Genomic DNA, 24,156 nt, shown 5'->3' on the forward strand with positions numbered 1-24,156 from the left:
GAATCATTAATACACACACTATATTAGCAGAATAGACGGCAAAATTTGTGAACAAAAATGTAAGGATATGAACACATTTTTATTTTTTTAAATCATTTGTTTTTTGCAAAGATTTAAAAAATTTTGTGCAACCACCGAAAGATAACGGTCTTTCACCGTTACAATTGCCCTTCTTGTGCAAAGCGAAGTATCCTCAATCAATTTGTAGTTTAAGCGGTCATTTTCAAAGTCTTTTAGCGATGAAAGGGGCATAATCGCCGCACCGATGCTCTTTTTTGCCCACATCATGTTTGTAATAAGCTGTGTGTTGATGCACATCAAGTGCGGAGCAAACCCTGCTTTAAAGCAAGCTTCCGAAACCATCGGTTCAAAACGGCGTATGATGCACAGCGGCACATCCTCCAGTTGTGCAACAGAAACACTTTTTGACTTGCCCTTAAACCAACCACAGTCTTTATTGTATACGGCAACCATTGGGTCTTCTTTTGTTTGCAACACTTCAAATTGGTTGGATATCTGAAATGGGGTGCGCACAATACCAATTTCTATCACCCCATTTTGCAGTAAATCTATGATTTCGTTGGAAACTGTCTCATGCAGTTCGTACCGAATATCGGGGTTGTCTCTATGAAAATTGAGCAGCAAGCCCTCGAAAAAAGTTGCCGCATTGGACGGCGTAAGCCCCAAACGCAAAGTGCCTGCCGCCCCACTCACACAATCGGCAACTTCTTTATATGCCGAACTTTCAAGCTCACAAAGATGTTTTGCCTTTTTGTATAAAATTTGTCCTGCATCGGTAAGTTCAAGTTTACGCGAACCGCGCTTCATTAGTTGTGTGCCAAATTCTTTTTCAAATGCCTTAAGTTGGTTGCTGAGTGCAGGCTGGGCAACATGTATTTTTTTTGATGCTGCTGTGAGACTCCCCTCTTCTACAATGGATACAAAATTGCGGTAATGCTGTAAATCCATATTTTCTCCTTCTATAACATTTCGTTATAGTATATATCAATTATTTGTATTTTTATTATAGTAAAAACTGTGCTATCATACAAGAGTTGTGTTAAAATACTTGAGGAAAAGAGAACGTGATATGGAAACGACAAGCAAACCTGAATTAGAGGAAAAACATGAAAAAAAACATACGATGATCTCGGGCAACCCCACCCGGGCAATTATAACCTTTGCCATCCCAATGATATTGGGCAACATCTTTCAACAGCTTTACAATACAGCCGATGCCGTAATTGTCGGGCAGTTTATCGGTGAAAATGCATTGGCATCGGTAGGCGTGGCAAACCCGATTATGTCTATTGTTATCTTTTTTATTTTTGGCATTTGCGTGGGCATGTCGGTGCTGATGGCTCAGCTTTACGGCGCAAAAGATTACAGCGGCTTTAAAAAAGAAGCTTCCACTTCGCTGATAGCAGGGCTTGTGTTTACGGTTGTACTTTCGGTGTTGTGCTGCATACTTTCCAAACCAATACTTGTTCTTACCAAAACCCCCGCCGAAATACTAAATGATGCTGACCTCTACCTTAAAATTATATTTATCGGGCTGATATTCTCGTTTTTATACAACTATTACTCGGCAGCACTTCGTGCCATTGGGGATTCGAAAACTCCCTTTTTGTTTTTACTGCTGTCTTCGGTACTAAACGTGGTGTTGGATATCTTTTTCATCAAAGTATTGCACACCGGTGTAGAAGGGGCTGCAATCGCAACGGTAATATCGCAGGCAGTTTCATCTATACTTTGTGTCATTTATGTATACCGAAAAATACCCCTTTTGGCACTAAAACGAAACGAGTTTATTTTTGAAAAAAGCATCCTTGTTAAAACTATCAACTACAGCTGGGTATCAGCGGTACAGCAAACATTTTTGTATGTAGGCAGGCTGTTGGTGCAAGGTGCAGTAAATCCGTTCGGCACCAGTGTAATTGCAGCTTACAACGCTGCAACCCGCGTAGAGGGGTTTGTGCTTGCCCCGTTTGACAGCATGTCTGCCTCAACTTCAACCTATTGTGCTCAAAATATGGGGGCAGGGCTGAATCACCGTATGAAAAGCGGTTACAAAATCTGTACTGTTATCAATGTAATTTACTCTTTGGTTGCTTGCGCGGTGCTCTTCTTTTTCTCACCGCAAATTATGGCATTGTTTGTAAACGCCAACGAATCCGCCTCGGTTATCACTGTAGGATGCGAGTATTTGCAGCTGATGGCTTTCTTCTATATCCTTGCAGGTATGACTTACATTATGCAGGGCTTTTTCCGCGGGGTAGGTAAACTGAAAATTACTATGATTACCACCGGCTCGCAGATTTTGATACGAGTGATTTTATCTTACATTTTGGTACCCAAGTTTGGTGTAAGCGGTGTGTGTTACGCAACACTGGTTGGCTGGATATTTATGTTCTTGTTTGAAGGTACTTGTGCCAAACAGTACTTTAAACAAATTAATGCATAGGCGCCCCCCGATGTATAGTTGAATTACACCCCAATTGTTAGACAGTACGATATACTGAATAGCAATTGGGGTGTTTTTTATGCCGAAAGGGAAGGTTTCGTGACAAAAAAGCATTGCACCGATACCAAGTAGGCAACCACCACGTTATTTAAAGATTGGAACGCATCTTATCCACAGATGGACTGTATATATTAACCAAGTAGCTCCTTAGGGCCGGCAAATAAAAAGGGCTTGCCACCTGCATTTCGCAGACAACAAGCCCTTATCCATTATAACTATTTATCCAACTGTTTTGGGTTACAATTCATTTCATAGGGAAGTTTTTTAGATATGTTCCGGTAGAATTTTATTAACCGCAGCACCTACAACAACTGCTAGGAACAGACCGGTAAGAGTTATATTGGGAGTAATGGCGACACCGCCCGAAAGTCCAAGACCAATCACCAAAATCAGAGCGACAATAATCAAATTGCGGCTGTGCGAAAAGTCGAGGTTCGATTCTGCCAAAGTTCTCATACCAATCGAAGAAATCATACCGTAAAGAAGAATCGATACACCACCTAAAACAGGTGTAGGAATTGTCATAATAATAGCACCAAATTTGCCGAACAAACCAAGAATGATTGCAAACACTGCGGCAAGCTTTAAAACAAAAGTGCTGTAATTTTTTGTGGTTGCCAATACAGCAGTATTTTCGCCGTATGTAGTGTTTGGCGGTGCACCGATAAAGCCAGCAAGAAGAGTTGCCAAGCCATCGCCGAGAACGGTGCGATGCAAACCGGGATCTTTAAAAAAGTTTTTGCCTACAACCGAGCCATTGATGGTGATATCACCAATATGCTCCATAAAAGTAACAATGGCTACAGGAGCAATGGAAAAAATGACACCCAAATCAAATTTCGGCAATGTAAAAAAATTTGGTGTAACATAAGGGATGTTAATCCATGCTGCGTTTGTAATTGCGGTAAAATCAACAAAATGTGTTCCGATTGTAAAGTCTAAAATCAGGCATAGAAAATAACCCGATGCAAAGCCCAATAAAATTGGCACCAGCTTAAAAAAGCCCTTTAAAAAGATGGTGCACACAATAACCACGGTTAAAGAAAATAATGCAACACCAACGGTAACCCAGTCTATACTTGTACCCTGCGGAACAATTAAGCCGGCGTTGGTTAAAGCGACAGGGGCAAGCGTTAAGCCAATAACTACAATGATGGGGCCTGTTACAACAGGCGGGAACAGCTTAACAATTCTTTCGCTGCCGATGAGACGAACAAGTGCCGCAAGAAGAATATAAACCACACCGGCTGCCATAATGCCGCCTTGTGCAAGGGGAATGTTGGCAGGATCACCTGCGATGGTTGCCCCGACAACACCAAGAAAAGCGAAACTTGAGCCTAAAAAAACAGGCACTTTATGTCCTGTAATAAAATGAAATAATAATGTGCCCAAACCGGCGCCAATCAGTGCCATAGATGGGTTTAGCCCTGTGATGATGGGTACCAATACAGTTGCACCAAACATGGCAAACAGATGCTGGAAACCTAACAATAGGTTGGTTGCGGTTAATTTTTTCTCCATACCAAAGAAACCTCCATAGTTTTGTATTCCTTTTTTGACTCACTTCGAACTATTATAGCATAAAACTGAACTATTTTAAGAAAAAAATTCATAATTTCGACATTTTTATACATATTTCAAAAAGATTGTAACACCTTACAAATATGGTTTTGGGTGATCCCATTTTTTCAGCCATATTGCAAGCGAAAATGCTCAAAAAAAGAGAGTCTCTTGCAAAAAGACTCTCTAAATATGGATTTTATGCTAATTTCCCCCACATCCAGCACAAACTAAGGCAGGAGAGCAGGCACAATCTTGCATAGGAGCAGCAAAACTGAGTGCGCGCTCAGCAATTTTTACAGAAACACTTTGCACACGCGTGTTCTCACCGTCTACACTCATGGCAAACGGCTGCGGTGCGGCAATATCTATCTGCCTGCATCGGCGGTATATAATGTAAGGTTGTAGCTGTGCATCTTGCAAATGCATGCCTGCCTTGTATACATTTACCAGCTTAACTAAGTTAAAACGCGATACCTTTTTGACAATACATAGGTCAAGCAAACCATCGTTCACCTTTGCCAAGGGGGTGCCTTTGTAGCCTCCCCCGCAAAAGCGCCCGTTACCGATGGCTGTGAGCAAAAACTCTCCTTCAAATGTCTCATTTCCATCCACCGTAATGCGCAAGTGGGTAGACATCTTGTTCAGCAAGCTATAAAGCAACGCTAAATTATATGCCATCTGCCCCTTTACAAATGGCAGCATTTTAAATTTTGACATATGCAAAGCAACATTTGCATCAAACCCAATATTGCACATGTTCACCCCGTATGCACCGCCGGAAAAGCACAGCAAATCAATTGGCTGTGCTGAAACATTTGCTAAAAATTCCAGCTGCTGAAAGCACGAGGTTGGCTCAAAATTACGCACAAAATCATTGCCCGAGCCACAAGGCACCGAAGTAACACTGGCATGTACAAAACCTGCTGCCCCGTTTACTACTTCGTTTAAAGTACCGTCGCCGCCGCAAGCATAAAAGCGAAGTTCTTCTTTTGTACTGCCGCAGATTTTGCGAACATAACGAACCGCATCGCCTACATTTTTTGTAATATAAATTTCATATCTGTCATTTAAAGCAGCAAATGCCTGTTGTATACGTACTCGCAGACCTTCTGCGGCATTTTTTCTGCCCGCTGCCGGATTAATGATGAAATAATGCTTCATCTTGCCCCCTACGAAGAAAAGGGCAATCTGCCTATGGCAGACTGCTCTTCTTATATCCTCTATAAAAATATTAGAATTCTTTTATTTAAATCGGCATCTCATTGAACCGATACCGCCATGTCTGCTTTTTCTACAGTATATCCTTTTTACCGACAATTTTCAAGAGTGTATCTTTGTTAAATCCTCCAAAACCCAGTAGATTCAATTTCTATACTTATAGACGAGTTTTCGTATTTTAAGTGCGAGTTTTTCGCTCAGTGCCTGCTCCAGCATTCTCCATTCCCAGTTTCCTTTCGGTACCGATGGGATATTCATCCTAGCCTCGCTGCCAAGAGCCAAAAAATCTTGCATTTGTACCATGGCAAGCTTTGCACGAGATTGGTAGGCGCAGCCAATCATCTTCCAATTCGGTTTATCCGTCCTGCTTATATCCAAATATTTGCGTGCAAAGCGGCGGGTAGAACTCGCACATGCCGCATACCATCCGCAAACAGTATCGTTATCGTGGGTACCGGTATAAACAACCGCGTTGTCGGTGATATAATTGTACGGCAAATAGGGGTTTTTCCAATCGGAATCAAATGCAAATTGCAGCACCTTCATGCCGGGATAGCCGGAATCTGCAAGCAATTTACGTACACCGTCGGTGAGCAGCCCCAAGTCTTCCGCAATGATTTTGGGATTATCCAGTTCTTTGTCGATTAGGCGAAACAAATCAATACCAGGGCCTTTTTTCCACTGCCCATTTTCTGCGGTTTTATCGCCGTAAGGGATTGCATAGTACTCATCAAATCCGCGAAAATGGTCGAACCGAATGACATCGCACAGCTCGGCTGTATGCCGTACACGCCGTACCCACCAAGCATAACCATCCTGTTTCATCCCTGCCCAGTTGTAAAGCGGGTTGCCCCAAAGCTGCCCTGTAGCCGAAAATCCGTCGGGCGGCACACCCGCTACATCGGTAGGCAGCCCTTTGGAATCAAGCTGAAACAGTTGTTTTCCCGCCCAAACATCCGCACTGTCCATTGCAACATAAATGGGTATATCACCAATGATACCGATACCCTTTTGATTGGCATAGGCTTTGAGCGCACACCATTGCCGATGAAAAACATACTGTACAAAACACCAGAATTTTATTTCCTCGGCAAGTTTGCTTTTCCACAGCTGTACAGCCTCAGGCTCATATAGGCGGATGGATTCTTGCCAAGAATACCATGGCGAGTTGCCAAACTGTTCTTTTAACGCCATATACAATGCATAATCGGTAAGCCAAACCGCGTGTCGGCTGCAAAAAAGTTCAAAATCCGTTTTGTCGCCTAAAAAGCGGGTATAAGCTTTTTTGAGCAGGTTGTATTTGCCTGCAATTACTTTGTCGTAATCAACGCGAAGCGGGTTCTCTCCAAAATCAACAGCATCACATTCTTCTTTTGTGAGAAGTCCTTCTTCTATCAGCAGCTCAAGGTCAATAAACAACGGGTTGCCCGCAAATACAGAATAAGACGAATAGGGCGAGTTGCCCTCACCTGTGGGAGTGGTGGGCAAAATCTGCCAATATTGCTGCCCCGCCTTTATTAAAAAATCAATGAACTCATATGCACATTTGCCCATTGTGCCAATACCATACTGCGACGGCAGGCTGGTGATATGCAATAAAACTCCGCAGCTACGCATAAAAATCTCCTTACAAAGTGATTCGAATATATTGTTTGACTTATGTGTACTTTCATTCTTTTTTCAAATTTAAAATATAAAGTTGGTTAAAGCACATTTATACAAATTGTTATTTTAAAGGCTTAATAATTTAAGCGTCCGTCTTTTGTAAAAAACGTTTTGTACCCAAGCGTTACAAACATTACCACGGTAAGTGCCGTACTGCCCAAAATTGCAAGCATAATGCCGATTTGATATTTTATTGCCGTAAGCGGAAAAGTACCCGATAAAATTTGCCCCGTCATCATGCCTGGGAGCGACACAATGCCCATAGTAAGCATATTGTTCATCGTGGGTAAAATAGCACTGTCAAATGCGCCGTTGATAATATCGCGCGTTGCACGTGAAGGGGTTGCCCCCAACATCAGCGAGTTTTCAATAATCGGGCGTTTGTCAACCATATCGCTGCAAAGCCTGTTTGCGCCAAGCGAGATGCCTGTCATGGAGTTGCCGACAATCATACCCGATATGGGAATAAAATATTGCGGATGATACCATGGACGCACTTGCAATACGCCAACAATAAAAGTTAAAGCAGTGATGGTAAAACCAAAGACCATAGAAGCAGCCGTTATTTGCTTAAGAGGCTGCGACATCGTTGTTTTTACACGTTTTAGCGCATTATAAATTGCAAATGCCACCATAACCGCAATCATTACCAGCGTAAGCCACCAACTGGGTTTTTGAAATACATACATGAGCACATAACCCATAACGGTAAGCTGTACCGTCATGCGTGTGGTGGCAATTAAAATTTGCTTTTCTCGCTTGATACCGCGTGCTTTAAAAATCACCAAAAGAACCAACACAAATATATAGGCAAACGAAAGCTGAATAACCGATAAATTTATCACCGTATCATTCATTGCTGATACCCCCCTGTTCTGCCTGCTTCAAACAGTATGGTGCAATCACGATAATGCTCGGCAATCGCTTGAGAATGTGTTACCATCACCAATTGCTTGTCCTTCTCTTGTACATAATTGGCAAGGTTGTGAATCACAAAATGCTCTGTTTCTCTATCCAACGCCGCAGATGGCTCATCCAGCAGATAAGTTTCTGCATCCATGAGCAGTACACGAGCAAGGCACAGCCGCTGCTTTTCACCGCCCGAGAGTTTGCCGCAGGGCTCATCAAGGGGTTTGTTCAAGCCCACGCGTTCCAAGCTTTGCTTGAGCATCTGTTCCGTTGCAGCCAGCTTTTGAGATAATTCCAGCCCGATTTGTAAATTATCGCGGATATCTCCACTGTAAATAACCGGTGTCTGCCCAAGCATTACCACACGGCGGCGAAGTTTTACCGCATCCAAAGAAGAAATATCCTCGCCGTTATATAAGATGGTACCTTCATCGGGAGCATTTAAACGGTTAAGCATACGAAGAAATGTTGTTTTTCCGCTGCCCGATGCACCCATAATGCAGGTTACCTGGCGGTCGATGATCAAATTGGGAATATTGAGAATATTCATAAATTTTAGGTTGCTGATTTCAAACATTGTGTCACCTCATCCTCAAAATCGTTACAGCCTATTATACCATTTTTCAAGAAAAAAGCCGAGCCTTTCGGCTCGGTTTTTACTAATCCTCTACGGCTTGTAAGTACCGTACACCTTGAATATGAATAAATCGGATTTTTCTAAAATTGTAGCTGGAAAGAGGACGGCAATCACAATCATTGGTATGGGCAGCAATTTGAATGTTGTCAAGCGTTGGGGTGTTATCGACGATGGAAACCACCACAGGGGAATGATGGAATTCGTCTCGGTCTAAAGCAAGCTGGATTACATCTCCGGGCTGAATCTCATCGATCGTAACTTCTCGCCCGTAGGGGCCTACCCCTTCGTTGGTGGTAAGAAAATTATAAAGGTACTGTACCCCCGTCCATGCGGGCGCACGGTCATTTACACTGATATAATACCATCCGAATGTTGGCGTATAATTCATAATGCCGCTGCCTGCAAAAATACATTGGGACGCATAATTTGTGCAGTCTCCACCAATATCCTGAAAATCATAATAATTTGGGTTGCGAAAATATGCCCACTGATGTGCGTAAGCCACAGCTTTTTCTCGATCATAAGAAAATTCACGCATTTCGTATCTCATAAGATCGTGTTCCTTTCAAAAGAATTGCTCACTCATAGAATATGCCGCCTTAACACTCGGCGTTCTCGATTTTTTGTGTTGACTTTTCGTATTTCATCTGCTATGATGAATAAAAATTAATGATATGAGCAAAAGCGTTGACAAGGAGGAGTACATACTCACCCGCAGCACAGAGAGAAGATGGTTGGTGAAAATCTTCGTAAGGGAAGTATGGAAGTAGCCTTTGAGCTTTGAACCGAACAATGATTAGTAGGCTTCAACGGAATTTCCGCCGTTATCAGGAAAGCAATATCGGATTTAATTTCCCGTATTGGCAAAGTGCAGAGAGTAATCTCTGAATTTAGGTGGTACCACGAACGGATAGTTCGCCCTAAGCAATATGCTTAAGGCGGGCTTTTTTTAATTTGAAAGGATGGTATGCATGGAACAAAAGATTAAAGAGCTAACCGACCGCATTAGAGAACTGCGTGAGGTTTGCGGTTACAGTGTTGAGCAGTTAGCACACGAGCTAAACATTGACGTAGCCACATATCTCAGCTACGAAAATGATGGAATTAATATCCCCATTAACATTATTTTTCAAATAGCAAACAAATTCGGCGTTGACTTTAACGAGCTGCTTACCGGTGAAGCAGGCAAACTTGATACCTACCACGTGGTAAGAGCAGGTGAAGGTAAAAATGCCGACCGTTACCCCGGTTATCACTTTAAAGATTTGGCATACCGGTACAGCCGCAAAATTATGCAGCCTCTTTTGGTAACGCTTGACCCGTCAGACGATATTGCTGATTTGGTTACGCACAGTGGGCAAGAGTTTAATATGGTGCTTACCGGTACGGTTAAGGTAACGTTCGACAAAAAAGAGATTATCTTGCATGCAGGCGATACCATCTACTTTAATCCGCGCCATCCGCACGGTCAATCTTGCGTGGGGAGTGAGCCGGCTACCTTTCTCACCGTAATTGCAGAATAAACAGGTTTACTGCTGTAAAATTTGATGTTCTATCGAAGTGCAATTTAGCAGGCAATGCATGAAATCTAATAAACAGGGAGAATCCGAACGATGTTGGAACGTTTTTTACCAAGACAGGAGTTTGACTCCTATGAAGATTTTAAAAAAAACTATAAGGTAAATGTACCCGAGCACTTTAACTTCGGCTTTGATATAGTGGATGCCTGGGCAAAAGAGGATAGCAACAAAAAAGCTTTGGTTTGGTGCGATGACCACGGCGAAGAACGAATCTTTACCTTTGAAGATATCCGCAAAAAATCCAACCAGGCTGCAAACTTTTTTAAAGCTTGCGGAGTGAAAAAAGGGACGGTTGTCATGCTCATCCTGCGCCGTCGCTGGGAATATTGGGTAGCAGCCGTAGCTCTGCATAAAATTGGGGCAACTCTCATCCCCGGCACTTTGCAGCTTACAAAAAACGACCTTATTTACCGTGCAAATGCCGCAAAAATCTCTATGATGGTATGCGTAAATGATGATTTTGTAATCGAACAAGTGGAGGGTGCCCGCGAAGAGGCTCCGAGCATCAAACACCTTGCACTGGCAGGCGGCAAACGCGATGGCTGGATGAATTTTGACGAGGAAATTTCAAAGTACAGTGAGGACTTCGTCCGCCCTACCGGTGACGAAGCCAACAACAACGATGATATTATGCTTGTATACTTTACCTCCGGCACTACCAGCCACCCCAAAATGGTACAGCATACCTTTACTCACCCGCTTGGGCACATTGTAACCGCAAAGTACTGGCAGCGCGTGCAAGAAAACAAATTGCACATGAGCGTTTCAGATTCTGGCTGGGCAAAATTCGGTTGGGGTAAAATTTACGGGCAATGGTGCTGCGGTGCGGTTATTTTTGCATACGATATGGAAAAATTCGTCCCGCTCAACCTTTTAGAAAAGCTGGAGCGCTATAAGGTAACCACTTTTTGTGCCCCTCCCACCATGTTCCGGTTTATGCTGCAAGAGGATGTTACCAAGTTCGACCTTTCCTCTATAAAACGCTGCTGCAATGCCGGCGAACCGCTTAACCCCGAAATTTTTCGTAAATGGTATGAACTCACCGGTGTCCGCATGACCGAGGGCTTCGGCCAGAGCGAATCGACCGTACTGCTTGCAAATTTTGAGTGGTTCGAACCAAAACCCGGCTCTACCGGAAAGCCCTCCCCGCTTTATGATATTCGGCTCATGAACGCAGATGGCGAAGAATGTGAAGACGGTGAGGAAGGAACCATTTGCGTGTTTGGCATTGACAAAGAAATTCCCGTTGGTTTGTTCCATGGCTATTTCCACAACGAAGAACAAACAAAGGCGGCCCTTGGCGGTAAATATTACGATACCGGCGATGTAGCTTGGCGTGACAGTGAGGGGTACTACTGGTTTGTGGGCAGAAACGATGATGTAATTAAATGCTCGGGTTACCGCATTGGGCCTTTTGAGGTAGAAAGTGCGTTGGTAGAGCACCCTGCGGTTGTAGAATGTGCCATTACCGGTGCACCCGACCCTATCCGCGGGCAGGTTGTAAAGGCAACCGTCGTGCTTGCCAAGGGTTATACCCCCAGCGATGAGCTGAAAAAAGAACTGCAAAACCATGTAAAACACACAACCGCGCCCTACAAATATCCGCGCATCATCGAGTTTGTAGACGAACTGCCCAAGACGATTGGCGGTAAAATCAAACGGGCGCAAATTCGCCATCAAGATGAAGGCAACCATATAAAATAACAGTTTTATAGATAAATAAAAAAGCTTCGGAACACTTCCGAAGCTTTTTCATTAGTAGTAAAATCGAATGAATTTGATACTGTAAAAATCACACGCAATAACATCGTCGCTTTCAAATTCATTAATTAAAATGTAGTTTGCACCTACTCCAACCAACCTGCCGTTTTTGGTCAACATCGTGCTGGTGCCAATTAAAAATTCAACCGACACCATTCGTCCTATTTGCGTCAGCATAAAACCGTTGAGATATTGCAGGCTTTCAACATTAACTGCTGCCGGCTGGTTAAACAGATTAATAGCGGTAAGCCCGGGCAAAACGTTAGGTGAGTTTCCGTCTACCGTTGTAGGCAGCTGAGGTAACGGCCCCATATCGCCAACATTAGACGTTGACGGAGGCATCAAAGCGGATGGGGACAAAAATCCGCTTTGAGCCGAGCCCGGAAATGTATTTACGATTGATCTTGGCGGGTTTGGTTGTTCTGGGGTTCGAGGTATCTGCCTTGTCATGTTGCTTTGGGGCACTGTTTGAGACGGCGCTGCACTGAATGGAAACATATCGCTTTGGGCAGCAGACGGGGGAGGCATGAATGGCGGGGGGCAGTTTGGGCACGTGCCTTGCTGTGCCGGCGAAAGCCACGGGTTTTGATTTATAATATCGTTCATAGGTACTCTCCTTTAACTAAATTTATGTTTGTGCATATTTTGATGTAGGAATATAGAAACAATGCTGATTAACGCGGTTATGGATTACCCCTACACCGCCTTTTGGAAAATAATCGATACACACCACACTGTAAGGGTTATAGAAAAACAGCGAATTATCAATGGCAGACAGCCTGCCTCCACCTAAAGCCCAATCTGCAATGTCATAATGTATTTGGTCTACCGACATATTCCATATGTTCTGTGCATTGTATTTGCCACCCAACGTATCGGTCATACAGTTAAACTGCCCAATTTGCTCCATAATTCGGCGCACATCTCCCCCGTTGCTGACACGAAAAAATTCACCGTAGGGCACGGTGGCTCGGTTCATAATTACGGTAGCCACAGCACGCATTCCTGCGTCGCCTTCTCCGCCTGCTTCACATTTAATCAGCCTTGCCAACATCTCCCTGCTATCGAAAGGCATTATCTTCACCTCTTTTATGGGTCGGTTTTACATCTCCGTTTTATTATATGGGCGCAGCACACGTTATGCTACAAAACGGCAATATGTCCTTGACATTTTCGTGCTGATTCGCTATACTCATTGTAAACTAGTTTTAATTTTATGGTTTACATTAGGAGAGTAAGGAATGACAACAAAAATCTCTATAAAAAAACTAACTCTTTGCGCATTGTTTGCGGCACTCACAGCTGTAATGTCTCAGCTTTTAATACCAATCGGCCCTATACCTATTAACCTCGCCATGCTTTCTGTTTTTGTTGCAGGGGGATTATTGGGCAGCAGTGCAGCTGCACTCAGCCAAACAGTATATGTGCTGATGGGTGCAGTAGGTTTACCTGTTTTTGCTATGTTAACCGGAGGAATAGGAATTGTCTTAGGCCCTACCGGCGGGTATATTATCGGGTACATTGCGGCTGCATGGCTGATTGGCTTGATTGTTACAAAAACGAGCAGAACATTTTTCAACTTAGTGCTTGCCATGATTACAGGTTTGGTGCTGTGTTATACATTAGGTACTGCTTGGTTTATGGTTGTAACAAAAAATGCATTGATAGAATCGCTGATGATGTGCGTTGTCCCCTTTTTAATTGGTGACGCGCTAAAAATTGCAGCGGCAGCGTTTTTGGTTAAGCGCCTGCAGCGCTTTGTTTAGGATGACGTTACGATGATACAAGATTTAAAGCACCCCATCATTTTACGCCCGCACCACGGGTTATGCCTGCAACACTTTGAAGGCAGTGGCTATAGCAAAGAATTTGTAGAAAATATGACATTGGTGCTCAAGCATCTCTCCGAACATCCCAGCCAAACGGTGCAGTTGCAATGTACAACCGATATTCTTTGCAGCCGTTGCCCGCACAATCTGCACAGCAGATGTAAATCAGGGCAAAAAGTGGCTAGTTACGATGCTGCCTGCCTTGCCCTATGCGGTTTGCGGGAAGGTGATATACTGAGTTGGAAACAGTTTAGACAATTGATTCAACTACATATTTTACAGAAACAAAAACTCTCAGGAGTGTGCATAAACTGCGAATGGCTTGCCATTTGTGGTAAGAAGACATAAAAAGGTCCGGTAATGGGGTGCTCCATTACCGGACTTTTTTGTTTACAGATAGATTTTATAAAGAACGTACAGCGTGGCTTGCAGTATTATAATAAACGGTATGCCTATTTTAAATTTGAAATGACGCGTTTTATGACGAAACAGCATCATAGAAGCATAGCAGCCCACCGAACCGCCCATAGCTGCCACTGTCATCAGCGTACTTTCAGGGATACGACGCTGCCGAGCTTTAGCCAAAAATTTGTCGTAACCGAACATTACAAAGCCAACCACGTTAATAATCGCGAGATATTCCAAAAAATAATTCATAAACCCAAACTTTCTTTGTGTAAAATTTAAAATGTCCTATTATTTACGGGTATTCCATCGCTTTTCTTTGATTGCCTCACGAAATTTCTCAAAAGTGTTCTGGTAACGTAAAGATTTTAAGTGAGGGAATGCATTGATGAGACGCCGATGCAATTTGTTACTGCGTATGAGCATTGCAATGCGTGCTTTCAACTTTTCGATATGCTCAGCCGCTGCTGCACGTTTTTCTTCAAATTCGGTACGGTATTCTTCCAAATCGGCTGCAGAACGCAGCTTTTGCAGTTTATTTTCAAACTTACTTTCTATATTTTGCTGGAACTGCTGTTTATAACTTTCGCTGCGTTCACGCAGTTCTTCTGCAGCGGCATATAATTGCTCTAACTTGCCCGAAATCTCCAGAGTGGTGCGAACAGAAAGTAAGGTATCTGCCATAAACAAAACTACAAGAATACCACCTAAAACGTAGATTGCCGTAACAGATAGTCTTTCTGCCACATATGCAGCAGAAGGATGGATGACCAGTACAACAACGGCAGAAAGCAAACCAAACAATACCGAGTTTAACAGGCAAACTCTGCCGTGGATATGAAACCGAAACTGGGAGTAATCCCACCACTTCATATGAAACAGCCGCTCTAACAGTAAGGCGGTAAAGTATTCAAGCACACTGGTAACCAGCATCCCGCAAAAAAATACAAGGAACGCATTTTGTGTAAAAGGACGCAGAAGAAAAATAACAAGCAATGCGCCAAAGCCGTAAACAGGGCATACAGGGCCTGTTAAAAAGCCGCGGTTTACCAATTTTTTTTGAATAACAGAGCAGTATATGCATTCGCATACCCACCCCAAAAAGCTGTAGAAAGAAAAATATAAAATCAACTTACAGAAATAAAACAAAACGGTACTCCCCCAACGGTAATACTATTTTTGAAAAGTCTAAACTGATTCTGCAATCGCGTTTCGTCCGGCATTTGCAAGCATCATCTTAATACGGTTTTGCTGATTCACCTCACTGGCACCGGGGTCGTAGTCGATGGCTACGATGTTTGCATCGGGATGTTTCGACTTAATTTCGTTAATCATACCTTTGCCCACAATATGGTTGGGCAGGCAACCAAACGGTTGGGTGCAAACAATGTTTTGCACACCCTTTTCAATCAGTTCTGCCATTTCTACGGTGAGAAGCCATCCCTCGCCCATCTTTACCCCGCGGCTGATATACTGCTCGGCAAGCTGATTGGTTTTTTCAAAAGACATTGGCGGGTCGAACACTCCGTGTTTTTCGATTGCTGTAATCATATCGCGCTGTTTGCTGATAAAATAACGGTATGCGATTTTATGTGCACCATAAGGCAGCCACTTTCCGCCGTAAAGATGTCTGTCTTCAATTCCGTTATAAATACAATACAGGCAAAAGTCGATAAGTCCGGGTACAACCACTTCAGCCCCTTCGGCAAGCAAAAAATCTTCAAGATGGTTATTGCCCATAGGAGAATATTTTACATAGATTTCGCCCACAATACCCACTTTAATCTTTTTCTCGTCGTTTTTCGGAATGGATGCAAAGTCTTGCAAAATAGTGGGATATAAATTTTTCAAATTTTTATAGTTGACCAGCTTTGCATTTTCTCCCCAGCTTGCTAAAATAGTGTCCATCCATTTTTGCACGATGGTATCGGTATCACCGGGGTGTTGTTCATAAGGCTTGCACTGGTTTTTGAGCAGCATAAGAAAATCGCCAAGCACCACTGCGTATAACAAACGAATCACCAGTGGCAAAGTAAGCTTAAACCCAGGGCTGTTTTCGAGCGCCTTAAAGTTGAGCGAAATAACAGGTACATTTCCAAACCCGCTCTTTTGCAGTGCCTTGCGCAACAGAAAAATATAATTGGATGCACGGCAGCCGCCCCCCGTTTGGGTAATCATCAGCGCAACTTTGTTCGGGTCGTACTTTCCGCTTTTCAGCGCGTCAATCATCTGCCCTATTACCAGCAGTGCAGGATAACAGGTATCGTTATGTACATATTTAAGCCCCTCATTAACCACACTGCGGTTGTCATTGATGAGCAGCTCTGCATGGTAGCCGTGCTGCTGCAGAATTTTCTGCATAAAAGTAAAGTGGATTGGGAGCATCATCGGCAGTAAAATAGTATGAGTTTTTTTCATTTCCTCTGTAAAAACAGGATGAGATGATTTATTGCCTTGCAGCATGATGCATTCCCCCTTTTGCTGTGTTACGGCGCTCTTCTATGGCACCAAGCATACTGCGGATGCGAATTTTAGCCGCACCGAGATTATTGATTTCATCTATTTTCAGTTGGGTATACAATTTGCCCGAGCGCTCCAAAATATCGCGTACTTCGTCGGTTGTAATGGCATCAATACCGCAGCCGAACGATACCAGCTGCACCAATTCGGTGTCTTGATGCAAGGTACAATATTTCGCCGCGTTATAAAGGCGCGAGTGATACGTCCATTGGTTGAGCACGTTCACTCTTTGCGGCAGCACCAAATCAGATACACAATCCTCTGAAAGCACCACGATGCCGAACGAACTGATGAGTTGGTCGATGCCGTGGTTGATTTCGGGGTCGATATGATACGGTCTTCCGGCAAGCACCACCATTTGCAGTTTATTCTTTTTCGCGTATTCAATTACCTTTGCACCTTCAAGTATCAAATCATTTTGCCATTTATAGTAGCACTCGTATGCTTTTTTTACAGCAACCTTTATTTCACTTTGCGTCATATCGGCATAATAGCCATGAAAATAGGCATACGCTTTTTTAACAAAATCTTTTGGTCTGTGCAGCCCGAAGTAAGGGTACATAAATGTTATATCCTGCAGCTTTGCAATATTTGCACGCATCAGCTCGGGGTAATAAGCTACTACAGGGCAATTGTAGTGGTTATCGCCTTTTTCTTCATCAAAGTTGTAGGTAAGGCAGGGGTAAAAAATGGTGTCCACCCCTTTTTCAAGCAGGCTTTCAATGTGCCCATGCATCAGTTTTGCAGGATAGCAAACTGTGTCGGACGGGATGGAATAACGCCCTTTATTGTAAAGTTCAGTGGATGAAATATCTGAAAGCACCACTTCAAAACCAAGCATCGTGAAAAACTCATGCCAAAACGGTATATTTTCGTACATATTCAGCCCTAAAGGGATACCGATTTTGCCACGCTTGCCTTCCACCTGCTGTAAAGCTTTAATGCGGTTGAGTTTATATGTATACATATTGGGCAGCGGTGTACTTTTTTTAACACCCAACGGGCGCTCGCACTTGTTGCCAGAAATATATTTTTTGCCGTCTGCAAAGGTGTTGACCGTAAGATTACAGCGATTGTTACATAACCCACACTGTACCGCTTTGGAGGTGTGCTTAAATGTGGCGAGTTTGTCCGGTTTCATCGTTGTGGATGCGCTGAGGTTCATATCTCGCGCGTGCAGTGCCGCACCATAAGCCCCCATCAAGCCGGCAATGGTTGGGCGGATTACATGCTTGCCAAGCTCTTTTTCAAAGCTGCGCAGTACCGCATCGTTATAAAAAGTACCGCCCTGCACTACAATTTTATCGCCCAATTCGTCGGCACTATGGGCACGAATTACCTTATAGATGGCGTTTTTAACTACACTCATGGAAAGACCGGCAGAAATATCTTCTACACTTGCCCCTTCTTTTTGTGCTTGTTTTACCGATGAGTTCATAAAAACAGTACAACGCGAACCCAAATCGACGGGATACTGCGAAAAAATACCGTGCTTCGAGAAATCTTCAATTTCATAGCCCATACTGCGCGCAAAAGTTTCGATAAAAGAGCCACAGCCCGAAGAACATGCTTCGTTGAGCAAAATGGAATCGACAGAATCATTTTTCACCTTAAAACACTTCATATCCTGTCCGCCGATATCAAGAATAAAATCTACCTCAGGGCAAAAGAATTTTGCTGCTTTAAAATGCGCCATCGTCTCAACAATGCCTGCATCCATATCAAAAGCGCTTTTAATAAGTTCTTCGCCGTACCCTGTTACAACACTTGCACGGATAAACACGCGATCTGCACATAGCTGCCATATTTTTATGAGCTGATCCCGTATAATATCCACAGGGTTGCCTCGGTTGGAGCTGTAGTAACTGTATAAAATCTCGGCTTGTTCACTAATCAGCACCACTTTTGTGGTGGTACTTCCGCAGTCGATGCCGAGGTAAGCATTTCCGCTATATTCTTCAATCGCAATTTGGGGTGTGGTTGCTTTGGCGTGGCGGTTAACAAACGCGCGGTAATCGTCTTCGTTCGAAAATAGCGGCTCAAGATAATGCGAACTGCGTACTTCATTGGCAGTATCTTCCATTCGTTCAATTAGTTCTTTAAAAGTCATCTCTTCGGTATTATTGCGAGAAAACACCGCAGATCCAATCGCAACCGAAAACTGGCCAAGTTCAGGGAAGATAGCATTTTCTTCTGTAAGTTTTAATGTTTCAACAAAACGTTTTCGCAGTCCCTTGAAAAAGAACAGAGGTCCGCCAAAAAAACCGATGCGCCCCTCTATTCTTCTGCCTTGTGCAAGCCCCGTTATGGTTTGGTCTACTACTGCCTGAAAGATGGACGCGGCTATGTCGGCTTTTGCAGCACCTTGATTGAGCAGCGGCTGAATATCTGATTTTGCAAAAACACCGCACCGCGAAGCAATGGGATAAATACGATGAGCCTGCAAGCTGAGCCGGTCAAGTTCATCCATAGAAACATCCAGCAACGTTGCCATCTGGTCTATAAACGCACCGGTACCTCCTGCGCAGGTACCATTCATACGTTCTTCAACACCACCGGTTAAAAATAATATTTTTGCATCTTCTCCGCCAAGTTCAATTACAATGTCGATAGGCTTACCGGAATGGCGAACAGCTTCGCCCGTTGCAAAAACTTCTTGAATAAACTCAAGTTTTGCAGCCTTTGCAACACCAAAGCCTGCCGAGCCGGAGATAGCAACTTTAAAAGGGCGCGTACCAATTGCATTTTTGGCTTTTTTAAATATCTCTGCGGTTTTCTGGCGCACCTGCGAATAATGGCGCTCATAGTGCTTAAAAAGTATTTCATCATTATCCATTACCACAACTTTTACCGTTGTGGAACCAATATCAATTCCTATGCTCAGGCTCATATATACACCTTCTTTTTTATAATCCTGCACGCAGCTTCTTATAAGTATATGATGTAGCGGCAATTTTCAGCCCCATAAATTAAAACGAACCATCACTCAAAATTACTGCAACCTGTTGGTTTGATGCAGTTTATTATATTTATTAATCATTCTGTTGTGTTTTATAAACTGACAAATAACGACACAATACTATTATAACACTCACAGAACAGTTGTTCTATTCATACACTTGCCAAATTAAGCACCGTCTTGTCGTAATTTAGGTGCATTTTGCTATCAGTAATTTTTAGACATTATGCATATAAAAAACACGACCTTGGCAAGGAAAGCTTCGTTTTCTTTTGCGAAAAATTTTATGGATATGCTATATTTCAGAGAATGTCCGTATAGAAAAAAGCCCTCTGCATAAACACGCAAAGGGCATTTGATTTAAAACTAAGGAAGTTTACTTCCTAAACTTTTTGCTTTTTAAAAAATAAACCATACCAATAATAAGTACAATCAGGTTGAGTGCTATGCCCACCATAACCATAGCTGTACTGCCAATGTTATTGCCTATTACAGAAACCCAGTTGCAGGCAGAAAGTATAAACATCAGAACCGAAAAAAAGCGCATTGAGGTTTCTTCATTGTACTTTGCTCGCACGGTTTCATCCTTGCCAAGAACCCAGTCTGCGCACTTACCCATGCGAAATGCAATACCCAATGCCAGAAATGCAAGAGCAAGCAGCAAATCCCATGTACTATCCATTTCTACATCTCCTGTCTTTATTCATAATATAGACATGATACCATTGCGCATCGGGGCAAATAGTATGATCGGCACAGCGCCCTTTACGCAAAACGCGGTTATTTAATCGCATCGCCGTTATTATACCATAATATTACGGTAAATGGAAACAAAACCATTTTTGAGCCGAGCAGTTGATGTAAAGAAAAACATCCCATAACCATAATGATTTTATTGCCACCCCGATGCGTTATTATACCACAACCGCGTTACGTTTGTGGTATAATAACATTAAAAATAAATTTTGCTATGCAAAGTAATAGTCATATGACGCAACTTAACAGAGAAATATACAGAGAAAGCGGTGGGATAATTGAAAATTGCAATTGTAACCGGGGCATCTTCCGGCATAGGCAGGGAGTTTGCAAAGTATATCGCTGTAAAAGCCCGTAATTTAGACGAAATATGGGTAATTGCAAGGCGTGAAAACCGTTTGGTACAGCTGAAAAAGGATATTAGAATCCCCGTGAGGACTTTTGTTTACGACCTTGCTTTGCCGCAAAGCATTGCTGATTTTAAAACAACACTGGCACAGTTAAAACCCGACGTACATCTGCTTGTAAACTGTGCAGGATACGGTAAATTCGGTAGCTATGCCGAAATCGGCGAAGAACAGGCACTTGGTATGATTGACCTGAACTGCCGAGCTTTGGTTGCTATGACAAACTCCGTATTGCCTTATATGAAGCGCGGTGCACACATTTTGCAGATGGCATCCACTTCATCTTTTCAGCCCTTGCCCGATATGGCGGTATATGCAGCAAGCAAGGCATTTGTTGTAAGCTATTCACGTGCACTGAATTTTGAATTAAAACCACGCGGTATTACTTGTACCGCTGTGTGCGCCGGGTGGATGAAAACCGAGTTTTTTGAGACAGCCAAAGCCACTGCCAACCCAAAAGCGGTAAGCAATTTTGCATTTATCAAAGAACCGGCAGAGGTTGTTGCAAAAGCCTTGTACGATACTTACAAGCGCAAAGATATTTCGGTATGCGGTTGTTTTAACAAGCTGCACAGGCTCACCGCAAAGCTGCTGCCAAACCGCGCTGTTATGAAGGTGTGGACGACAGCAAAGAAGAAAGAGCATTTGTAAATGCCTCATCCTGCTCGCAGGTACGCTTTGCACTGCCCTTGAGCCTGCCGCCCGCATTTCGGATTTTTTTGGCGGTATGGCGAGCGAGCAAAAGTGAATCAATGTTATCGTTTGTGTAAATCAGCCCGTTTTGGTTGAGCGGCACCGCGCCTTTTGCTAGGCACATGGCGGCAAGCCCGTAATCTTGTGTAATCACCAAATCACCTTTTTGCACCATATTTACCAAAACAAAATCAACGCTGTCCGCACCCTTGGATACGGTGATGGTACGGGCATTTTCGCGTTCGAATACATGCGAGGTGTCGCACAAGATAATCACCTCTTTTTCATGTTGCTTAGCAAGGCGGATAGCGGAATCCACCACAGGGCAGCCATCTGCATCAATCAGAATTTTCATGATAAACTCCTGTAAAGCTTAAATTTGAACAAGAAATAATAAACTTTATTCTACCCATTAAAAACGCAAGACCATCTGCACAGAGAGCAGATGGTCTTTTGCTTTTAAATATAGTTTTTCGGCTTACTAACCGGCGATTAGTACATGCCGCCCATACCGCCTGCAGGCATTGCAGGTGCGGGGTTTTCCTCTTTAATATCTGCAACCAAGCTCTCGGTGGTGAGAACCATCGAAGCAACCGATGCAGCATTTTGCAAAGCAGAACGTGTTACCTTGGTTGGGTCAACGATGCCGGCAGGAATCATATCACAGTACAATTCTTTGTAAACATCGTAGCCGTAACCAACCTTGCGGGAACGTTTAATTTTATCAATGATCACCGAGCCGTCAACACCTGCGTTAACAGCAATTTGGCGAATAGGCTCTTCCAACGCTTTGGCAACAATTCTAACACCTGTTTTTTCGTCGCCCTCGCAGTTGTTGAGGATTTTCTCAACAGCAGGAATTGCGTTAATCAGTGCTACGCCGCCGCCTGCAACGATGCCCTCTTCCACTGCAGCTTTTGTTGCAGCCAAAGCATCCTCTATGCGGAGTTTTTTCTCTTTCATTTCAATTTCGGTAGCAGCACCTACTTTGATAACTGCTACGCCGCCTGCCAATTTTGCAAGGCGCTCTTGCAGCTTCTCTTTATCAAATTCAGACGTTGTGGTTTCGATTTGAGCACGAATTTGTGCAACGCGGGCTTTGATTTCGTTCGAATCGCCTGCACCGCCCACAATGATGGTGTTCTCTTTTTGAACTTTAACCTGACGTGCACGTCCAAGCTGATCCATAGTGGTTTCTTTGAGGTCAAGACCCAACTCTTCGCTGATAACCTGACCGCCTGTCAGTGTAGCAATATCACGGAGCATCTCTTTACGTCTGTCGCCAAAGCCGGGGGCTTTTACAGCAACGCATGTAAAGGTACCGCGCAATCTGTTTACGAGCAAAGTGGTAAGTGCTTCCCCCTCAATATCCTCGGCGATAATAACCAGTTTTTTACCGGACTGTACAATTTGCTCAAGCAGAGGGAGAATCTCTTGAATTGCAGAGATTTTTTTATCTGTGATGAGGATGAGAGCATCATCGATAACAGCTTCCATCTTCTCGGTATCGGTAACCATGTAGGGGGAAACATAACCGCGGTCAAACTGCATACCCTCAACAACTTCGCTGTAGGTCTCTGCCGTTTTAGATTCTTCAATGGTGATAACGCCGTCGGCAGACACCTTGTCCATAGCCTCGCTGATAAGGGTTCCGATTGTTTCATCTCCGCAAGAAACGGTAGCAACTCTTGCAATATCTGCCGAGCCCGAAACCATTTTCGAGTTTTCAATTACAGATGCAACTGCAGCTTCCACTGCTTTTGCCATACCTTTTTTAACGATCATGGGGTTTGCACCGGCAGCAACGTTTTTCATACCCTCACGTACCAATGCCTGTGCAAGCAGTGTTGCGGTTGTGGTACCGTCACCGGCAGCATCGTTGGTTTTGGTAGCAACCTCTTTCACAAGCTGTGCGCCCATATTTTCGTATGCATCTTCCAGTTCAATCTCTTTGGCAATGGTTACACCATCATTGGTAATAAGGGGTGCGCCGAATTTTTTGTCAAGAACAACGTTACGTCCTTTGGGGCCAATTGTTATTTTGACGGTATCAGAAAGCTTATCAATACCGGCCTGAAGCGCTTTTCTGGCTTCTTCACCGTAAATAATCTTTTTTGCCATAGTAAATTCCTCCTAATAATGTTAGTGTGTTGTGCGTTTCGCATTTTGTTTGTGGTAAAATAGGGGTTTAGCCCTAAATGTTTACGTTAATTTGTATGCTTATTCTACAATTGCAAGGATATCGTCTTGACGAAGAATAGTATACTCGTTGCCGTCAATTTTTACCTCGGTGCCGGAATATTTACTCATGAGAACCTTATCGCCAACTTTTAGGTACATTTTTACTTCTTTGCCGTCAACAACTCCGCCCGGGCCAACTGCTACAACCTCAGCCACCTGTGGTTTCTCTTTTGCTGCGCCGGCAAGAATGATACCGCTTTTTGTGGTTTCTTCTGCCTCAACCATTTTGATTACAACTCTGTCTGCAAGAGGTTTGATTGTCATTTTTTACTCCTCCAATTATATAAATATTTTTTAGACAATTTGTTTAGCACTCTTTATATTGGAGTGCTAAATACTATTCTAATCATTTTTTCTAAAATTGCAATAGATATTTTTAATTTTTAATAAAAATCTATAAAAGTTAACATATTTGTAAAAATTGCTAGCGTTTCTGCCAGAAATCAATGCTTGTATGCAAAAAAATACGCCTTACCTGCTCAATACAGC

The 24,156-nt window shown here is 43.2% G+C and carries 23 protein-coding genes and 1 other annotated feature; of the genes, 6 read left to right on the forward strand and 17 right to left on the reverse strand.

What is annotated here, in order from left to right:
• Positions 1 to 87 precede the first annotated feature (87 nt).
• Positions 88 to 969: a LysR family transcriptional regulator gene (locus EDD70_RS09390; protein WP_092750750.1), complete on the reverse strand. Its 882-nt coding sequence runs from the start codon at positions 967 to 969 to the stop codon at positions 88 to 90.
• Between the two features lie 121 nt (positions 970 to 1,090).
• On the opposite strand from EDD70_RS09390, the gene EDD70_RS09395 reads away from it, so the two are divergent.
• Complete coding sequence (locus EDD70_RS09395) at positions 1,091 to 2,464, forward strand: MATE family efflux transporter (RefSeq protein WP_242943051.1); 1,374 nt, start codon at positions 1,091 to 1,093, stop codon at positions 2,462 to 2,464.
• 324 nt (positions 2,465 to 2,788) lie between these two features.
• On the opposite strand, the gene EDD70_RS09400 is transcribed toward EDD70_RS09395, so the two are convergent.
• The 6 genes from EDD70_RS09400 to EDD70_RS09425 all read right to left on the reverse strand — a co-directional run bounded on the left by EDD70_RS09400 (position 2,789) and on the right by EDD70_RS09425 (position 9,066).
• Positions 2,789 to 4,045, reverse strand: coding sequence for a uracil-xanthine permease family protein (locus EDD70_RS09400; RefSeq protein ID WP_092750747.1), 1,257 nt, complete (start codon positions 4,043 to 4,045; stop codon positions 2,789 to 2,791).
• A gap of 243 nt (positions 4,046 to 4,288) precedes the next feature.
• Positions 4,289 to 5,248 carry a diacylglycerol/lipid kinase family protein gene (locus EDD70_RS09405; protein ID WP_092750745.1) on the reverse strand — a complete coding sequence of 320 codons (960 nt, stop codon included), beginning with the start codon at positions 5,246 to 5,248 and terminating at the stop codon, positions 4,289 to 4,291.
• Positions 5,249 to 5,449: 201 nt separating this feature from the next.
• A complete protein-coding gene (gene malQ / locus EDD70_RS09410; protein ID WP_092750743.1) occupies positions 5,450 to 6,922 on the reverse strand; it encodes a 4-alpha-glucanotransferase in 1,473 nt (490 codons plus the stop codon).
• A gap of 122 nt (positions 6,923 to 7,044) precedes the next feature.
• Positions 7,045 to 7,827, reverse strand: a complete 783-nt coding sequence (locus tag EDD70_RS09415) for an ABC transporter permease (protein ID WP_092750741.1) — start codon at positions 7,825 to 7,827, stop codon at positions 7,045 to 7,047.
• Positions 7,824 to 8,456 (reverse strand): ABC transporter ATP-binding protein, encoded by a 633-nt coding sequence (locus tag EDD70_RS09420; RefSeq protein WP_092750739.1) that lies wholly within the window; start codon positions 8,454 to 8,456, stop codon positions 7,824 to 7,826. Before EDD70_RS09420 ends, EDD70_RS09415 begins: the two co-directional genes overlap by 4 nt.
• An 82-nt stretch (positions 8,457 to 8,538) precedes the next feature.
• The gene (locus EDD70_RS09425; RefSeq protein ID WP_341465095.1) at positions 8,539 to 9,066 is read right to left on the reverse strand and encodes an amidase domain-containing protein; all 528 of its coding nucleotides are present in this window, start codon (positions 9,064 to 9,066) and stop codon (positions 8,539 to 8,541) included.
• 128 nt (positions 9,067 to 9,194) lie between these two features.
• Positions 9,195 to 9,442: a binding site (T-box leader), on the forward strand.
• Positions 9,443 to 9,487: 45 nt separating this feature from the next.
• Between EDD70_RS09425 and EDD70_RS09430 the strand changes: the two genes are divergently transcribed.
• Both EDD70_RS09430 and EDD70_RS09435 read left to right on the forward strand, forming a co-directional pair.
• Positions 9,488 to 10,039 carry a helix-turn-helix domain-containing protein gene (locus EDD70_RS09430; protein ID WP_092750737.1) on the forward strand — a complete coding sequence of 184 codons (552 nt, stop codon included), beginning with the start codon at positions 9,488 to 9,490 and terminating at the stop codon, positions 10,037 to 10,039.
• A gap of 90 nt (positions 10,040 to 10,129) precedes the next feature.
• Positions 10,130 to 11,800: an AMP-binding protein gene (locus tag EDD70_RS09435; protein WP_205408571.1), complete on the forward strand. Its 1,671-nt coding sequence runs from the start codon at positions 10,130 to 10,132 to the stop codon at positions 11,798 to 11,800.
• Positions 11,801 to 11,851: 51 nt separating this feature from the next.
• Here EDD70_RS09435 and EDD70_RS09440 read toward each other — a convergent pair whose 3' ends face one another.
• Together EDD70_RS09440 and EDD70_RS09445 are read right to left on the reverse strand one after the other, a co-directional pair.
• Positions 11,852 to 12,463 carry a hypothetical protein gene (locus EDD70_RS09440; RefSeq protein WP_242943050.1) on the reverse strand — a complete coding sequence of 204 codons (612 nt, stop codon included), beginning with the start codon at positions 12,461 to 12,463 and terminating at the stop codon, positions 11,852 to 11,854.
• Between the two features lie 22 nt (positions 12,464 to 12,485).
• On the reverse strand, positions 12,486 to 12,932 hold the full coding sequence (locus EDD70_RS09445) for a cell wall hydrolase (protein WP_092750733.1): 447 nt from the start codon (positions 12,930 to 12,932) through the stop codon (positions 12,486 to 12,488).
• A gap of 166 nt (positions 12,933 to 13,098) precedes the next feature.
• On the opposite strand from EDD70_RS09445, the gene EDD70_RS09450 reads away from it, so the two are divergent.
• Together EDD70_RS09450 and EDD70_RS09455 are read left to right on the forward strand one after the other, a co-directional pair.
• Positions 13,099 to 13,623 (forward strand): biotin transporter BioY, encoded by a 525-nt coding sequence (locus EDD70_RS09450; RefSeq protein ID WP_092750731.1) that lies wholly within the window; start codon positions 13,099 to 13,101, stop codon positions 13,621 to 13,623.
• Between the two features lie 12 nt (positions 13,624 to 13,635).
• Positions 13,636 to 14,034 (forward strand): DUF1284 domain-containing protein, encoded by a 399-nt coding sequence (locus tag EDD70_RS09455; protein WP_092750729.1) that lies wholly within the window; start codon positions 13,636 to 13,638, stop codon positions 14,032 to 14,034.
• Between the two features lie 42 nt (positions 14,035 to 14,076).
• On the opposite strand, the gene EDD70_RS09460 is transcribed toward EDD70_RS09455, so the two are convergent.
• The 5 genes from EDD70_RS09460 to EDD70_RS09480 all read right to left on the reverse strand — a co-directional run bounded on the left by EDD70_RS09460 (position 14,077) and on the right by EDD70_RS09480 (position 20,252).
• Positions 14,077 to 14,343 (reverse strand): DUF1294 domain-containing protein, encoded by a 267-nt coding sequence (locus EDD70_RS09460; protein ID WP_092750727.1) that lies wholly within the window; start codon positions 14,341 to 14,343, stop codon positions 14,077 to 14,079.
• 39 nt (positions 14,344 to 14,382) lie between these two features.
• A complete protein-coding gene (locus tag EDD70_RS09465; RefSeq protein WP_092750725.1) occupies positions 14,383 to 15,240 on the reverse strand; it encodes a putative ABC transporter permease in 858 nt (285 codons plus the stop codon).
• A gap of 39 nt (positions 15,241 to 15,279) precedes the next feature.
• Entirely contained in the window at positions 15,280 to 16,554 is a 1,275-nt protein-coding gene (locus EDD70_RS09470; protein WP_092750723.1) for a 2-hydroxyacyl-CoA dehydratase, read from the reverse strand.
• Positions 16,538 to 19,501, reverse strand: a complete 2,964-nt coding sequence (locus tag EDD70_RS09475; RefSeq protein WP_092754352.1) for an acyl-CoA dehydratase activase — start codon at positions 19,499 to 19,501, stop codon at positions 16,538 to 16,540. Before EDD70_RS09475 ends, EDD70_RS09470 begins: the two co-directional genes overlap by 17 nt.
• Before the next feature lie 445 nt (positions 19,502 to 19,946).
• Positions 19,947 to 20,252 (reverse strand): DUF3784 domain-containing protein, encoded by a 306-nt coding sequence (locus EDD70_RS09480; RefSeq protein ID WP_092750721.1) that lies wholly within the window; start codon positions 20,250 to 20,252, stop codon positions 19,947 to 19,949.
• Between the two features lie 352 nt (positions 20,253 to 20,604).
• On the opposite strand from EDD70_RS09480, the gene EDD70_RS09485 reads away from it, so the two are divergent.
• Positions 20,605 to 21,384: an SDR family NAD(P)-dependent oxidoreductase gene (locus tag EDD70_RS09485; RefSeq protein ID WP_092750719.1), complete on the forward strand. Its 780-nt coding sequence runs from the start codon at positions 20,605 to 20,607 to the stop codon at positions 21,382 to 21,384.
• On the opposite strand, the gene EDD70_RS09490 is transcribed toward EDD70_RS09485, so the two are convergent.
• The 3 genes from EDD70_RS09490 to EDD70_RS09500 all read right to left on the reverse strand — a co-directional run bounded on the left by EDD70_RS09490 (position 21,341) and on the right by EDD70_RS09500 (position 23,931).
• The gene (locus EDD70_RS09490; RefSeq protein WP_205408570.1) at positions 21,341 to 21,781 is read right to left on the reverse strand and encodes a YaiI/YqxD family protein; all 441 of its coding nucleotides are present in this window, start codon (positions 21,779 to 21,781) and stop codon (positions 21,341 to 21,343) included. The genes EDD70_RS09485 and EDD70_RS09490 overlap by 44 nt on opposite strands.
• A gap of 137 nt (positions 21,782 to 21,918) precedes the next feature.
• On the reverse strand, positions 21,919 to 23,547 hold the full coding sequence (groL, locus tag EDD70_RS09495) for a chaperonin GroEL (protein ID WP_092750715.1): 1,629 nt from the start codon (positions 23,545 to 23,547) through the stop codon (positions 21,919 to 21,921).
• A 99-nt stretch (positions 23,548 to 23,646) separates the two neighbouring features.
• Positions 23,647 to 23,931 carry a co-chaperone GroES gene (locus tag EDD70_RS09500; RefSeq protein ID WP_092750713.1) on the reverse strand — a complete coding sequence of 95 codons (285 nt, stop codon included), beginning with the start codon at positions 23,929 to 23,931 and terminating at the stop codon, positions 23,647 to 23,649.
• Between the last annotated feature and the right edge of the window lie 225 nt (positions 23,932 to 24,156).

This window comes from Hydrogenoanaerobacterium saccharovorans (genome assembly GCF_003814745.1).
Taxonomy (GTDB): domain Bacteria; phylum Bacillota; class Clostridia; order Oscillospirales; family Ruminococcaceae; genus Hydrogenoanaerobacterium; species Hydrogenoanaerobacterium saccharovorans.

Coding starts and splice junctions, on each gene's coding strand:
- EDD70_RS09430 (WP_092750737.1), top strand. CDS start 9,488: ATGGAACAAAAGATTAAAGAGCTAACCGACCGCATTAGAGAACTGCGT.
- EDD70_RS09455 (WP_092750729.1), top strand. CDS start 13,636: ATGATACAAGATTTAAAGCACCCCATCATTTTACGCCCGCACCACGGG.
- EDD70_RS09420 (WP_092750739.1), bottom strand. CDS start 8,456: ATGTTTGAAATCAGCAACCTAAAATTTATGAATATTCTCAATATTCCC.
- groL (WP_092750715.1), bottom strand. CDS start 23,547: ATGGCAAAAAAGATTATTTACGGTGAAGAAGCCAGAAAAGCGCTTCAG.
- EDD70_RS09435 (WP_205408571.1), top strand. CDS start 10,130: ATGTTGGAACGTTTTTTACCAAGACAGGAGTTTGACTCCTATGAAGAT.
- EDD70_RS09400 (WP_092750747.1), bottom strand. CDS start 4,045: ATGGAGAAAAAATTAACCGCAACCAACCTATTGTTAGGTTTCCAGCAT.
- EDD70_RS09490 (WP_205408570.1), bottom strand. CDS start 21,781: ATGAAAATTCTGATTGATGCAGATGGCTGCCCTGTGGTGGATTCCGCT.
- EDD70_RS09425 (WP_341465095.1), bottom strand. CDS start 9,066: ATGAGATACGAAATGCGTGAATTTTCTTATGATCGAGAAAAAGCTGTG.
- EDD70_RS09470 (WP_092750723.1), bottom strand. CDS start 16,554: ATGCTGCAAGGCAATAAATCATCTCATCCTGTTTTTACAGAGGAAATG.
- EDD70_RS09475 (WP_092754352.1), bottom strand. CDS start 19,501: ATGAGCCTGAGCATAGGAATTGATATTGGTTCCACAACGGTAAAAGTT.
- EDD70_RS09395 (WP_242943051.1), top strand. CDS start 1,091: ATGGAAACGACAAGCAAACCTGAATTAGAGGAAAAACATGAAAAAAAA.
- EDD70_RS09390 (WP_092750750.1), bottom strand. CDS start 969: ATGGATTTACAGCATTACCGCAATTTTGTATCCATTGTAGAAGAGGGG.
- EDD70_RS09445 (WP_092750733.1), bottom strand. CDS start 12,932: ATGCCTTTCGATAGCAGGGAGATGTTGGCAAGGCTGATTAAATGTGAA.
- EDD70_RS09460 (WP_092750727.1), bottom strand. CDS start 14,343: ATGAATTATTTTTTGGAATATCTCGCGATTATTAACGTGGTTGGCTTT.
- EDD70_RS09440 (WP_242943050.1), bottom strand. CDS start 12,463: ATGAACGATATTATAAATCAAAACCCGTGGCTTTCGCCGGCACAGCAA.
- EDD70_RS09480 (WP_092750721.1), bottom strand. CDS start 20,252: ATGGATAGTACATGGGATTTGCTGCTTGCTCTTGCATTTCTGGCATTG.
- EDD70_RS09500 (WP_092750713.1), bottom strand. CDS start 23,931: ATGACAATCAAACCTCTTGCAGACAGAGTTGTAATCAAAATGGTTGAG.
- EDD70_RS09450 (WP_092750731.1), top strand. CDS start 13,099: ATGACAACAAAAATCTCTATAAAAAAACTAACTCTTTGCGCATTGTTT.
- malQ (WP_092750743.1), bottom strand. CDS start 6,922: ATGCGTAGCTGCGGAGTTTTATTGCATATCACCAGCCTGCCGTCGCAG.
- EDD70_RS09415 (WP_092750741.1), bottom strand. CDS start 7,827: ATGAATGATACGGTGATAAATTTATCGGTTATTCAGCTTTCGTTTGCC.
- EDD70_RS09405 (WP_092750745.1), bottom strand. CDS start 5,248: ATGAAGCATTATTTCATCATTAATCCGGCAGCGGGCAGAAAAAATGCC.